The organism is Pseudomonas abietaniphila (assembly GCF_039697315.1).
Lineage (GTDB): Bacteria > Pseudomonadota > Gammaproteobacteria > Pseudomonadales > Pseudomonadaceae > Aquipseudomonas > Aquipseudomonas abietaniphila_B.
In genome coordinates, this window is sequence record NZ_CP155619.1 from 2,103,403 (window position 1) to 2,117,018 (window position 13,616).

At 59.7% G+C, this 13,616-nt stretch carries 10 protein-coding genes; 6 read left to right on the forward strand and 4 right to left on the reverse strand.

The window, feature by feature from the left end; translation table 11 throughout:
- Positions 1-10: 10 nt before the first annotated feature.
- From ABDX87_RS09285 to ABDX87_RS09295, 3 genes are all read left to right on the forward strand, one after another.
- Entirely contained in the window at positions 11-1,192 is a 1,182-nt protein-coding gene (locus tag ABDX87_RS09285) for an alginate O-acetyltransferase (RefSeq protein WP_346832594.1), read from the forward strand.
- A gap of 38 nt (positions 1,193-1,230) precedes the next feature.
- Positions 1,231-1,887: an alginate O-acetyltransferase AlgF gene (locus ABDX87_RS09290; RefSeq protein WP_346832595.1), complete on the forward strand. Its 657-nt coding sequence runs from the start codon at positions 1,231-1,233 to the stop codon at positions 1,885-1,887.
- A gap of 274 nt (positions 1,888-2,161) precedes the next feature.
- Positions 2,162-3,616, forward strand: coding sequence for a mannose-1-phosphate guanylyltransferase/mannose-6-phosphate isomerase (locus ABDX87_RS09295; RefSeq protein WP_346832596.1), 1,455 nt, complete (start codon positions 2,162-2,164; stop codon positions 3,614-3,616).
- Positions 3,617-3,706: 90 nt separating this feature from the next.
- On the opposite strand, the gene ABDX87_RS09300 is transcribed toward ABDX87_RS09295, so the two are convergent.
- Positions 3,707-6,517, reverse strand: coding sequence for an RHS repeat domain-containing protein (locus tag ABDX87_RS09300; RefSeq protein ID WP_346832597.1), 2,811 nt, complete (start codon positions 6,515-6,517; stop codon positions 3,707-3,709).
- A gap of 163 nt (positions 6,518-6,680) precedes the next feature.
- Between ABDX87_RS09300 and ABDX87_RS09305 the strand changes: the two genes are divergently transcribed.
- The 3 genes from ABDX87_RS09305 (at position 6,681) to ABDX87_RS09315 (ending at position 10,324) form a co-directional block, all read left to right on the forward strand.
- Entirely contained in the window at positions 6,681-7,145 is a 465-nt protein-coding gene (locus tag ABDX87_RS09305; protein WP_346832598.1) for a multidrug transporter, read from the forward strand.
- A 27-nt stretch (positions 7,146-7,172) separates the two neighbouring features.
- Positions 7,173-7,997: an SDR family oxidoreductase gene (locus ABDX87_RS09310; RefSeq protein WP_346832599.1), complete on the forward strand. Its 825-nt coding sequence runs from the start codon at positions 7,173-7,175 to the stop codon at positions 7,995-7,997.
- 227 nt (positions 7,998-8,224) lie between these two features.
- On the forward strand, positions 8,225-10,324 hold the full coding sequence (locus ABDX87_RS09315; RefSeq protein WP_346832600.1) for a hypothetical protein: 2,100 nt from the start codon (positions 8,225-8,227) through the stop codon (positions 10,322-10,324).
- Positions 10,325-10,340: 16 nt separating this feature from the next.
- Here ABDX87_RS09315 and ABDX87_RS09320 read toward each other — a convergent pair whose 3' ends face one another.
- The 3 genes from ABDX87_RS09320 to ABDX87_RS09330 are packed head-to-tail and all read right to left on the reverse strand — an operon-like array spanning position 10,341 to position 13,614.
- Positions 10,341-11,207 carry an HlyD family secretion protein gene (locus ABDX87_RS09320; protein WP_346832601.1) on the reverse strand — a complete coding sequence of 289 codons (867 nt, stop codon included), beginning with the start codon at positions 11,205-11,207 and terminating at the stop codon, positions 10,341-10,343.
- Positions 11,208-11,225: 18 nt separating this feature from the next.
- Positions 11,226-11,426, reverse strand: coding sequence for a DUF1656 domain-containing protein (locus ABDX87_RS09325; RefSeq protein WP_346832602.1), 201 nt, complete (start codon positions 11,424-11,426; stop codon positions 11,226-11,228).
- Positions 11,416-13,614 carry an FUSC family protein gene (locus tag ABDX87_RS09330; protein ID WP_346832603.1) on the reverse strand — a complete coding sequence of 733 codons (2,199 nt, stop codon included), beginning with the start codon at positions 13,612-13,614 and terminating at the stop codon, positions 11,416-11,418. Before ABDX87_RS09330 ends, ABDX87_RS09325 begins: the two co-directional genes overlap by 11 nt.
- Between the last annotated feature and the right edge of the window lie 2 nt (positions 13,615-13,616).

Sequence of the window (13,616 nt, forward strand, 5' to 3'; positions counted from 1 at the left end):
GGAGCCTGACATGACCCGTTCATTACGTTTCCTCTACATCTTCCTGTTCCTGGCCATCCTGCTGGCGCTGGGCCTGTGGTCGCTGCGCAGCTTCATCGGTTTCTCGACCTCGAAGGAAACCACGGTGCTTAACGGTCACTGGACCAAAGCCGTGGAAACCCATTACGACGATGAGTTTCCCATCAAGCGTCTGGGCACCAACCTCTGGGCCGCGCTGGACTACAAAGTCTTCAACGAAGGCCGTCCTGGCGTGATCCTGGGCAAGGATCAGTGGCTGTACACCGACGAAGAGTTCGACGCAGTGGCCAACGGCGAGCAGAACGAAGCCGAGAATCTGGCCATCATCGAAGGCGTGCGCGACACCTTGAAGAAACAGGGCACGCAACTGGTGCTGGCGATCGTTCCGGCCAAAACCCGTCTGTACCCGGAACACGTCGGCGACAACAAACCGGCCGCACTCCATACCGACCTGTATCAGCAGTTCCACGCGCAAGTGAGCCAGGCCGGCATCGTTGCCCCTGACCTGCTGGCGCCGCTGCAAAACGCCAAGAACAAAGGCCAGGTGTTCCTGCGGACCGATACCCACTGGACACCGATGGGCGCCGAAGTGGTCGCGCAACAACTGGGTGAAGTGATCGCCAAAGAGACACCGTTGAGCGGCGATCCACAGACCTTCGTCACCGAAGCCAAGTCCACCGCGCCTTACAAAGGCGACCTGACCAACTTCCTGCCGCTGGACCCGTTGTTCAGCAACCTGTTGCCAAAACCGGATGACCTGCAACAACGCAGCACCAACCCGGCGCAGGCAGAAGGTGAGAGTGGCGACGCGCTGTTTGCCGACAACTCGGTGGCGGTCGGTCTGGTCGGCACCAGCTACAGCGCCAACCCCAACTGGAACTTCGCGGGCGCCCTGAAACAGGCCTTGCACAGCGATGTCGTGAATTACGCCGAAGACGGCCATGGCCCGATCCTGCCGATGCTCAAGTATCTGCAGACCGACGCCTTCAAGAGCAGCCCGCCGCAGGTGCTCATCTGGGAATTCCCGGAGCGCTACCTGCCCGCTCACAACGACCTGACCGAGTTCGATCCGCAGTGGATCGCCGAACTCAAAAAGGCTCGTGACCCTCAACAAAATCTGGCTCAGAACGCCAACGATTCCAACTCCGAGTCGCCCAACCGGGCGCAAAACTGAGAGGACTACTCAAAATGACCTTGCAGAACCCAACTCGTATGCCTACTCGTTCGACCAAGTCCGGCCTGCTGAAAACCTGCGTCCTGGCCGCCAGCCTGGGCTTCGTCTCCCTCTCGGCCTTCGCCGGTGGCGACGCCGCCCTGTACGGCCCGACCGCACCAAAAGGTTCGACCTTCGTGCGTGTGTACAACGCCAGCAACGCCGAAATCAGCGCCAGCGTCGGCAACACCAGCCTCAACGAAATCGGCCCGCTGGCCAGCAGCGATTTCAGCTTCATGCCACAAGGCGACTACAGCGCCAAGATCGGCAGCAACACCCTGCCGGTGAAACTGGCGAGCGACCACTACTACACCATCGTCAACAACACCTCGGGTGCGCCGCAGCTGGTTGAAGAGCCACCGTTCAAGAACAAGCAGAAGTCGCTGGTGCGCGTGCAGAACCTCAGCGACAAGCCACTGACCCTCAAGACCGCCGACGGCAAGACCGACGTGGTGAAAGCCGTCTCCGCCAAGGGCACCGGCGAGCGTGAGATCAACCCGGTCAAAGTCAGCTTCGCTCTGTTCGACGGCGACAAGAAAGTCAGCGACCTGAAGCCGGTTGCCCTGGAGCGTGGCGAAGCCGCTGTGCTCTACATCACCGGCAACGGCAGCAACCTGTCGCCAGTCTGGGTCAAGCGCCCGACGGCGACTCAGTAATGAAAGAAACCTCGCCTTCGGCTTTTGATTCTGGCCGAAGGCCGTAGAGGCGCGGTTGCCCGCGATCAGTGGTGTGTCAGGCGACCACCCTGTCGCAGCAAGATCGCAATCGCGGGCAAGCGCGCTCCTACAGAATTCGCGGATGGCGCCGGGTGATGCGGAGCAAGCACACCACGAGGGCGCCGACCGCAGCGGTACAAGAACAAGACAGACGAAACGACAGAACAACCGACGTATAGCCCATTCGAACGCTATTGCTATTTGGAGAATTAAAATGATTCCAGTGATCTTGTCAGGTGGCAGCGGTTCCCGACTCTGGCCTCTTTCGCGCAAACAGTTTCCAAAACAGTTCCTGGCGCTGACCGGCGAACACACCCTTTTCCAGCAGACCCTCGAGCGCCTGGTGTTCGACGGTATGCAGCACCCGATCGTGGTGTGCAACAAGGACCACCGCTTCATCGTCGGCGAGCAGCTTGATGCACTGGGCCTGGAGACTCAGGCCGTGATCATGGAACCGTTCGGTCGCAATACCGCGCCTGCGGTCGCCATCACCGCCATGATGCTGGCCAACGAAGGTCGCGATGAGCTGATGCTGGTGCTGCCAGCTGACCACGTGATCGACGACCAGAAAGCCCTGCAACGCGCACTCGCCCTGGCCACTGTCGCTGCAGAGCGTGGCGAAATGGTGCTTTTCGGCGTACCGGCCACCAAGCCGGAAACCGGCTACGGCTACATCAAGTCCACCGCGGATGTCCTGCTGCCTGAAGGCGTCAGCCGCGTGGCCCAGTTCGTCGAGAAGCCCGACGAGCAGCGCGCCATCGAGTTCGTCGAGGCGGGTGGCTACTACTGGAACAGCGGCATGTTCCTGTTCCGTGCCAGCCGTTACCTGGAAGAGCTGAAAAAGCACGATCCGGACATCTACGACAACTGCCTGCTGACCCTTGAGCGCAGCAAGCACGACGGCGACAACATCGAACTGGACCAAGCCAGCTTCGCCTGCTGCCCGGACAACTCCATCGACTACGCAGTCATGGAAAAAACCCAGCGCGCTTGTGTGGTGCCACTGGATGCAGGCTGGAGCGACGTGGGTTGCTGGTCGTCGCTGTGGGATGTGCATCAGAAGGACGCAAACGGAAACGTCACTAAAGGCGATGTGGTTATCCAGGACAGCCGCAACTGCATGATTCAGGGCAACGGCAAGCTGGTCACTGTCATTGGTCTGGACAACATCGTAGTCGTCGAAACCAAGGACGCCATGATGATCGCCCACAAGGACAAGGTTCAGGGCGTCAAGCAGATGGTCAACACGCTCAATGAGCAAGGCCGCACCGAAACGCAGAACCACCTCGAAGTGTACCGTCCGTGGGGCTCGTACGACTCCGTGGACATGGGCGGCCGCTTCCAGGTCAAACGCATCTCGGTCAAACCGGGCGCCAGCCTGTCGCTGCAGATGCACCACCACCGCGCCGAACACTGGATCGTGGTATCGGGCACCGCTCAGGTGACCTGCGACGAGAACGTGTTCCTGCTGACTGAAAACCAGTCGACCTACATCCCGATCGCCTCGGTTCACCGCCTGCGCAACCCGGGCAAGATCCCGCTGGAAATCATCGAAGTCCAGTCGGGCAGCTACCTGGGCGAAGACGACATCGAGCGCTTCGAAGACGTCTACGGTCGCTCTACACCGGGCATTGAAGCCGGTGTAAGAACCCAGACCATCGCCCGTTGATTGACCTATAAAAACAACCTGCATAACCGGTTGTTGTGCCCCCGCCCGCTCTCTGCGTATCCCCATCCGCAGAGGGTGGGTGGGGGCTTTTTATTTGAATAGCCTGGAAAAACGGCGTGCAGAAGAACGCACCCAGGACTGTTCGCGCGACGGGTTGCGAGAGAAAGCCGTGGGTTGATTTCCCTGATGCCAAGCGATGACCGCGAACGTTGCGACAGAGTCCGCATTGTTCAACAACACATCGAGACGGGCGATGTTATTTTCCCTGAATACACGCTGCCGGCTGTCGCTGCTACGTGGCGACTCACTGAATGCCGACATCACCTTATCGTAATAGGCCACATTCAACGGGTTCATGGTCTTCTCGTCTGGCCCCTCTGAAAGCAATTTCTGTGAGTTGAGTTTAAAAGCTTCAATGTATTTCGTCTGCGCGCTGAACCCTTCTGCTGGCGTCTTGACCTTCAAATCGACATATGCAAAATCCCGTGTGTTGTGGACCGCGTGGCTGGCTTCGTGAATGAGGGTTTTGGCAACATCAAGCGGATGCCCTTTTTTCAGAAACCACTGGGCCAAGGAGATCCCTCTCTCACCAGGCGTGTTGACGCTCGATGCATGTCCTTTGAGATTTTTGGGCAACTCGGCGAGCTCCAACCGTCCCTCCTGATCACTGTCCAGTCTGTCCAGCAACCGACGCATCTCAATAAGTCGGCTGTTCAGTTCGTGGTCAAAATAAGCGGGTCTATCAGACCCAAAACTCGATGTGAGCGCATCATTAATGGCCGCTTGCTGCTCCATTGACGCGGGTCGACTCGTTACGAAGTCCAGTACATCTTTGCTCAGCTGCAAAACTTGTCGCATTTTCATCTGTGCGGGCTGTGGAAAGTTTGAAATACCGATTGCTATTTTTTTTGGTTCCTCTGGTTTAAGGCCGTATGGATCAATATAAAAAAACGGCCGATTGGCGGCGAAAACAAACAGATTTAATCCACCTCTTTCTCTCGCCGGATCCGGATTTATCCACCTCATCAACCACGGCGCGTAATACCTCAGTCCATAGTAATAAAGCCCCGTCGCATCTCGTTCCTTGCCTGAGTAACGCAACGTTTTGTAGCTGACCTCAACGTCGCTTCGTCCGGCAAACCAGGCCGTTTCGCCATACGGGTAATAGATTTCCTGACTGATCAGTTGCGCGTCCGCGCTCAGTTCCAGTGTGCTGGAGCCCAGGTGATCAGAGAGGCTGTAGCGGACCTGATCGTTTTCGAGGGTCTCCGGCTTTCCGGTTTGCCAGTGCAACACGCGCACATCGCTACGGCCCGCGGTGGCGGTGATGACATGCAGCACTTCGCCCGTCGCCGTGTTCGTGCGGATCTCCAGGCCGGGCAAGTAACGCACTTCGTTAAGGTGGGTGACGGTTCTGGCCTGGGTGGTCCTGACTTTACGCACACGCAGGCCCGCCGCGTCGTAGCGATAGACTTCACTGTCATTGATCCCGGACTCTCGCACCACCGGTGCGACCTCACTCAGCTGGTTTCGGCCGTCCCAGGCCAAATCCTGGCCCGCCTGCAGTGCTCGCAGATTACCGTTGGCATCGAAGGCCTCCGCAATCTGTTCTTCGCTCGGCGGTTGATCGGCTGTCTGCAGCACGCTGCGATTGCTGGTACTTGCCGTCGCAAACCGTCGGGTGAAGTGTTGAGCTCCTGTATGAGTAAGGGTTTGCAGATTCCCAGCCGCGTCGTATTCATAACGCTGGGTATAGCTGCCGAGTTCGCCGGCCTGAATGAACGTGCGAAACGCATCGTTGGCAGGACCACGACTCATCGTCTTCGCCTCATACCCCGTGGCCGCGATCAGCTGATACAACGTGTCGTAGGCAAACGTGCGCAGCGGTTCAACCTGCTGATTGGCGAAGTAGCGAACGGGTTGCGCCAGGTCTTCTATCTGCAAGACATTGCCCACCGGGTCGTAGGCGTAATTCAGATCCTGAAGACGGCCGTTGTCGGCGCGCAACCTGATCAAGCGGCCATCGACGGGATCGTAATCGAGGGCCGTCACGACACCGTTACCAGCGGTTTCCGATGCGATGCGACCTTGCGCGTCGTAGGCGATATCGCTGACCAGAGTTTGCGAAGACTGTCCTCGCGACTGCAAACCTGTGGACGTGAGCTGCCCCGCCACGGTGTACGCAAATGCCTGGACATTGCTCATAGCATCGGTCTGGTCGAGTGCATCGTCCAACGGTCCGAATTGCCAAGTGGACTTGGCGCCCTCTCCCGGCTCAAGCAATTCATCTCGCTCAGAGACCAAGACCGGCCAGTCGGGCACCTCAAGATCATCTAAAAACCGACGCACCTGCTCCGTCACTTCTCCCGTCAGGCTGAATGCCGAGTGGGAAACCGAACCCGCCCGATCGTCGTGACGAATCAGCTGACCGCATTGATTGGCGAAGGCGTCGTTGGCGCCACCATATGCCAGACGCTCGGTGCAGCGCTCATTGAGGCCAACGCTTTCAAAAACAGCCTCGGTACGCAACATCGCATCGTATTCGACCCGCTGCACATTCGCCTTGGCATCCCACCGACAACGTCGCTCTCCCGCGCTGCCACAGAACGCCACATCCCATCCGGCATCAACACGCTCACTCAACAACGGCTGAGCCGTCAGCGACAAAATGAACCTCAGGTTGCTCGGCGTACTGGAATCTTGCTCCACGCAGTCCCACAACCGCGGATCCCAGCGCTGGGTCAGCCGACCCGCTGGATCATAGCCGGAGCGGTCCACCCGTTCAGTCACGGACTCGTCGGCACGCGTGCGATGAAAAGACACCGAACGAACAGGCAAACCGCGCGGATCGGTCACCGACAATGTGGGGGTATGAGTGTGCAGTGCGCAGACGCTGACCATGACACATGCATTCCATTGCAATCTTTGATTACAGCCTAGCCGCAACGTGTCCCGCCTGAATGACCTTCAGTCTGGATCCATGGCGATCGCGATCAAAACGCCAATTGGTCTTCCCACACCCTTTAGGTACGATGCCCCCATCTGCATTCGCGAGTCCGAAGACATGATTATCGGCGCTGTACTGATCTTCACCTGGCTGGTCCTCTTGCTGCGTTATCCCTCCAAGGCCTTGCCCGTTTCACTGGCGGCGGCCGTTGGGCTGGGTATTGTGGCGGGTGTGGTGGTCTGGCAGGACAAGCGCGACGCGCACAGGCTGGAGCGCCTGCAGTTGCGCCTGGACTACGCGCCCAATCAATGCCCGACCGGAAAACCGCTGCTGGTGCTGATCGATAACGGCAACGACGTGCCGTTGCAGGAACTGCGCTGGAAAGTAGGCGCCTATGCACCCGGCGATACCGTCAATCTGGCCGACGACACCTACACGGCTCCACGCTACCGTGGCCCCGGCGAGCTGTTGCCGGGCAGCCAATGGCAGGATTGCTTGCCGCTGCCGCCGTTGCGCAATGGTTACCGACCACAAACACTCGAGTTCCGCGCCGAACGGCTACAAGGCACCTTCTCCGACTGACGCCTCACCTTTCAAGGAATGAAACACATGCCCCTCGTCCTGATTACCGGTTGTTCCAGCGGCATCGGCCGCGCCATGGCGGATGCCTTCAAAGCGGCCGGCCACGAGGTCTGGGCCACGGCGCGCAAGACCGCAGACGTGGATGGCCTGATCGGCGCGGGGTTTCGCGCGGTGCACCTGGACGTCAACGACGCGGCGGCACTGGACAGGCTGGCAGCCGAGCTCGGCCGACACGGTAAAGGGCTGGATGTGCTGATCAACAACGCGGGTTACGGCGCCATCGGCCCGTTGCTCGATGGCGGGGTGGAAGCAATACGCAGGCAGTTCGAGACCAACGTGTTTTCCATCGTCGGGGTCACGCGCGCGCTGTTTCCACTGCTGCGCCGCAATAAAGGGTTGGTGGTGAATATCGGCAGCGTGTCCGGTGTTCTGGTAACACCATTCGGCGGTGCCTATTGCGCCTCCAAAGCGGCGGTCCACGCGATGAGCGACGCCTTACGCATGGAACTCGCGCCGTTCGGCGTTCGCGTCATGGAGGTTCAACCGGGCGCCATCGACACCCACTTTGCGAAGAATGCCAGCCATGAGGCCGAACAAGTGATTCACGAGGAATCTGCCTGGTGGCCGTTGCGCGAAGGCATTCGCGCTCGCGCAAACGCATCACAGGGGAATCCGACCCCGGCCGGTGATTTCGCCCACGACGTACTCAACGCCGTGCAGCAACCGAAACCACCGTATCTGCTGAGGTCCGGCAACGGCTCGCGGGCACTGCCACTGCTCGCCCGCTGGCTGCCGGCACGATGGCGGGACCGGATCCTGAGCAGGCGCTTTGGTTTGAACGTGAAACTCTGACGCTTACCCTGGCGCGGCCCGAAAAGCCCGCGCCGCCGGCACGACCCTGCATCAGTCGCGTGTCCTACCAGCTTCTGTGCACGTTCTGTCCCCGAAAAAAGCCAAAAGGTGCCCGACAGCCGAACCCTGGCCTACAGACAGATCTTCCACTCAAAATCAGTATTTCTTGACGCTTCGAGTGAACGAGGCGACGGCACCCATTGCCGCTAAACGTCAAGGAAGACTGTATGAACGACTTACCGCTGTACGAGCAGAATCTTATTTCCTACGACCCGGAAAACGGGCTCCCCATCCCGCAATGGCTGGATCCCGGGATGAAGGCCAGGGACACGCTGGCGCGTGACGTTGCCGAGCAGCTCGGCGAATACATCAAGCCGAATCTGCTGGACCCGATCAAGTTCATCGAAGCTGAAATCGACCGGATCATTGAGCAATCCAGCGCCACTCAAGAGACGAAAAACAGGACCAACGGCAGCAGCCGAATCCTCGTCGAATTCAGCCCCCGCCGGAGTTCCGGTTCAGGGCTGATTGGCAGCGTTGCGCCTCCCAACCGCACCCGCAAACGGTTCGAGCTCCGGGAAATCGTGACCGACCGTTATAGGGCAGAGCTCAAGGGGCAGGACAACATCAAGGTTCGTTGGCCGCTGGATTTTCCCCAGGACCTGATCCACGCGCTTGAAAACGCCAATGTGCAGAAGACCTACAGCGATAAGGTCATTCAACATTTCTCCGATCCGAAAACCGAAGACACTTACCGGCTGCTCGCCGATCAGGCGTTGGTGACTCGGTTGGCGCAGTACGCCGACCTCGAAACCACCAGCGAGAACAGCCGTAACCTGATCGCCGCGTACCTGGCCAGTAAAATCAAACTGAAGACCGTGTATTTTCGAGATCAATACGTGGTCACCCAAGCCGCTTGCCTCGAGGCGCCCGACACGCTCCCAAACGTGACGCCACGCTCGGCACTGCTCGTGTTTCTAGGCGCGCCGCCCGATCAGGCGATCATGGAGCTGCCCGCAGACGGCGCTGCCCGGAGAGCAGCCATCGAGTCGTCAACCTCGCTGGAAGAGCATGTATTCATTCGTCTGTCGATTTACGACCGGCTGAAAATCGGCACGTTCGACATGAACTACACCGGCATCGAAAAACGGGGAAACAATTACCTGCGCGATCCGTCACTGACGTTTTATGAGTCCAACGACATCCTCTCCCATCTGTTTTACACAAATCAGGAACGCCTGCTTTCAGACATCGATACGTTGGTCTCGACCGACGCTGAGCGCATCGTTGACCAGTTGCTGGAGATCGCCAACGCGTTGCTGACCGTCGCCGCCATGGTCGTACTCACACCGACCATCGGGGCCGGGCTCGCTGCGCGACCGCTGGTTTCCTTTCTGTTCAGCATGTGTTCCGTAGGCGTGGAATTCGCGCGAGGAAGTCTGGCCGACCACCCTGCCGATGCTGAAGAGCATTACACCGCCGCCACCATAGCCGCCTTCACCGAGATTATTCCGTTGCTGTTACCCCGGCTGCATGGCGTCGCGATGAGTCGCGCAACGCGACAGGCAATCAACAGCAACGCCCTCAAACGCCTGCGATTCAACGGCGTCACGCCGCCTGTCTATCGGGATATCCCCAAAGTCAGTCGATACATCATGCCGTCGGAACTGGGCGCCATGCATTTGAAGCGTCGGTTGTTGGAGCGATTGAGCAAAGGCCCGACGGCGGCACAGGACATGGTGTACGAATACGCGCGCACCAGGAAAAAGACCATCAAGGGTCATGACGTGGTGATCTACCGCGGCCAGGTGTTCCGGGGTGACATGCGCCCGCCGGAAACCATCTTCGAAAAAGGCTTCGAGCTGCGCACACCTCTGAAAGAAATCGAGGAGGATATTCACCAGATCACGGGAGTAAAGGGTGGCTTCGGTGGCGGTCGTGATGCGCTGGATCCCGACGGCAAGGGCATTTCAACCTCAGCGTTTTATTACCGTGAACACACCGGCGCCTTCGTGTATGGAGGGAAAAAAGGCGGCTATACGTACATCATCGATAACGTGGATATCGACGGCTATCACCTTTATGCCAACGACCATATGGCCAAGCACCCCAACTCCCGCCCGATCAATCACAGCCCGACGGAAATCAACTACGGGGAGAATATTCCCGCAGACATGATTCTGGGCGCCTATGACAAACATCACCGATTCATCCCCAACCCTTTCGGCCTGGAGATGTTCGCCAGACGCCGGGCGAGTGAAATCCAAGTTCAACTGGCAGAAGCCGCAGCGCGCGCCGCAAAAATTCCGGCGCACGTTGAGGGCTGAAGTAGGAGGCCGGGCGTCAGTGCTGCTCGACGCCCGGATTCACAATCACCGTGCACGTGATCCCTGCGGCCAAAACAACGCTGTCCGGCACGTGGTCCAGGTGGATACGTACCGGCACGCGTTGCGCCAGGCGAACCCAGTTGAACGTCGGGTTGACGTCCGCGATGAGCTCGCGGCTTTCCGGGTTATCACGGTCGTAGATGGCGCGGGCGATGCTTTCGACGTGGCCTTTCATCACTTCGCCGCTCATCAACTGCATGTCTGCCGGGTCACCGACTTTGACGTGGGGCAGCTTGGTTTCTTCAAAGAAGCCGTAAACCCAGAACGAGTTCTTGTCGACCACCGCCATCTTCGCCTCGCCGATCCGGGCATAGTCACCGCGATGCACGTTGAGGTTGGTGACGTAGCCGTCCACGGCGGCCAGCACTTTGGTGCGTTGCAGGTTCAGCTGCGCGGCTTCAAGTTGCGCCACGGCCAACTGGTAATCGGCCTGAGCGGAGGTGGCGACGTTGGAGGCGTCTTCACGGTTTTCGGCGGAGATCACCAAGGCATCCAGGTCCTTGCGACGGTTCGCATTGACCTTGCGCATCTCCCAGGTCGCCTTGCGTGACGCCACCATCGCTTCGGCTTGCTTGACCGCCAACTGGTAGTGCTCGGGGTCGATCTGCATCAGCAGGTCGCCCTTCTTCACCGGCTGGTTGTCCTTGACCGGAACGTCGATCACCACGCCGCTGACGTCCGCGGCGACGTTGATCACGTCCGCGCGCACACGCCCGTCACGGGTCCAGGGGGTGTCCATGTAGTGAATCCACAGCAAGCGGCCAATCCAGATGGCCAGTGCCAGAATCAATAATGTCGCGATCAGACTGATGAACTTTTTCATCTCGAATTCACATAGGCCTCAACGGTAAACGGTCAGCGCCATCGCGCCAAAAATGCAGCTGAACAGGCTCAGGCGCAGCAACGCCGGGTGCCAGAAAAAACGGTACAGATCGAGCCCGGACATCAAGCGGTCCAGCGCCCAGGCGAGCACCATGGCGATCAGAAACATCACCGTGATGGTCGGCATGTAAACGCCGTGGAAGGCGATTTCACGTGGCATGGTTAAGTCCTTGCGGCGGCTCGATAGAGGCTAGTGCCGGTGCGTAAGCCGCCAACGGCGATTGCGGGTCCAGCAGGCACGTGCGGATGAAATGCAGGTAGCTCTTCACCCGCCGCAATGCCGAGGTGTCGAAATGCGGGGCGAACGGCTCGTCGGTGTTCTGCACGCAGAAGATTGCATGATCCACCGCATACAGGCTGCGTGCCAGGTTGTGCCGGTCGGGCTGAATGAACAGACGCACCAGTGAGCGGCCCATCGCGCGAATCGCCTGACGCCAAGGCTGCGACTCGGCATAGCTGGGGTGCACCGGCAGAATGGACTGCTCGCGGCGCAGCTCGATGATGGCGTGGCCGATCTCCTGCACCACGAACATCCAGCGCAGCAAGTTGCGCTGCACCACCGGTTGCCCGGCCGCCAGGCCGTAGGCTTGATGCACAAGGTCGCGGGTACGGCTTTCGAAGTTCGAGCGAAGCCCGCGCAACGGCGCGCTGATCGCAAAACTCACCTGTTGACGCAAGTCGTCTTCCAGACGGCGCCACAGCCAGCGACTGTTCGGCGGCAGAATGATCGCGCCCGCCGCCGCACACAGCAGCATGCCGATGACCATCGCGATGTAGTCGTTGATGAAGGTGTATGGGTTGTAGACGGTGAGGTTGTCCGGCACCGACCCGATACTGAAGAAGATCAGCAGGCCGATACCGACACCGGCCCACTGCGGCCGTGTCGTAAGAAAGGCGCCGAAGGCGAATACTGGCGCTAGCACCATGCACAGCAACGGGAAACCGTCGATCTGCGGCAGCACAAAAAACGTCTGAAAGAACCCGAGCACGGCGCCGAGCGCGGTGCCGCAGGCCATCTGGAACGACATCCTTCGCGGGTTGGACGTGGTGGCCGACAGGGCCACGGTGGCGGCCGACACCAAGGTCATCGTCGCCCCGCTCGGCCACGCAGTCGCCACCCAGTACACCGACATCACGGCCATCACCACCAGGGCGCGCACGCCGGAGGCCAACGACAGGGTCCAGTTGGTGGTGTTGACGAACGGTTCGACCCACTTTTCCCTCGCATGGCTGTGATCGGCCAACGAGGCGTGGGTCTGGGCGTAGTCGTGAATATCGTCAACGAAGCGATAGAGCAATTCGTAGGCGGTGTGGAAATCCAGCAGCTCGTCGTCACTCGGCGCGCTGTCGACGAATTCGGCACGCAGGCGTCGCACCTGCTCTGGCAGAGCGGCCTTGAAGTCGCTCAGACGGCTGGCCAGTTGCGCCGCATCGGTGGCGGTCAGGGCACGACCGGCGAAAGGCTCCAACAACTCGGCCAGCTCATTCAGCCCCGGCTCGATGGCGTGCACCGACGGGGTCAGGCCGCGACTACGCATGCGCTCAAGCAACTGGTGCAGGGCGTTGAAACGCGTGGTGATGGTCATGAACTCGCTGTTCAAGCGGTTCAGGCGTCCATTGCGTCGACGCATGTGCGGGTCTTCGAACACGGTGACGGCACGCAACCCTTCCAGGCCCACCGCGTCGGCGAGGAAGCGGACGTTGCTGGCTTCGAAACGCTGAGGATCGCTGTCGCCGCGCAGGCTGTCGATGGCGAAACGGGCGAAGGTCCCAAAGCGCTGGTACAGGGTGTTGCGCATGGCCGCACCGGTGCTCTGCGGCAAAATCGCGGCCGTCACCAGCGTCGAGCAGAGAATACCCAGGGAAATTTCCAGCAGGCGCCAGACCGCTGCCATGAATGAAGTGTCTGGATGCGCCAGCGCCGGCAGACCGGTGAACGCCGCCGTGTAACCCGCCAGCACGAAACCGTACGCACGGAAGTTGCGATAACGCGCGGCCCCGGCACAGCAAAATGCGACCCAAAGCGCCAGAAGCAGAAGAAACGGCGTGCTGTCCTGAGGGAACAGCGCCATCATCACCACCATCACGACCGACCCCGCCAGCGTCCCCAGCAGGCGGTAGAAGCTCTTGGCGAACACATGGCCGCTTTGAGGCTGCATGACGATGAACACGGTGATGACGGCCGTGCGCGGCTGCGGCAATTCAAGCCGCATCGCCACCCAGTAGGTCAGGAATGCCGCGATCAACACTTTGAAGATGTAGATCCACGTCACCCCGTCACTGCGCGCCCAGCCGTTGAGCTCACGGCGCCATTCCAGGGATTTGAACCAGGTCAGGGCAATGTTCATTT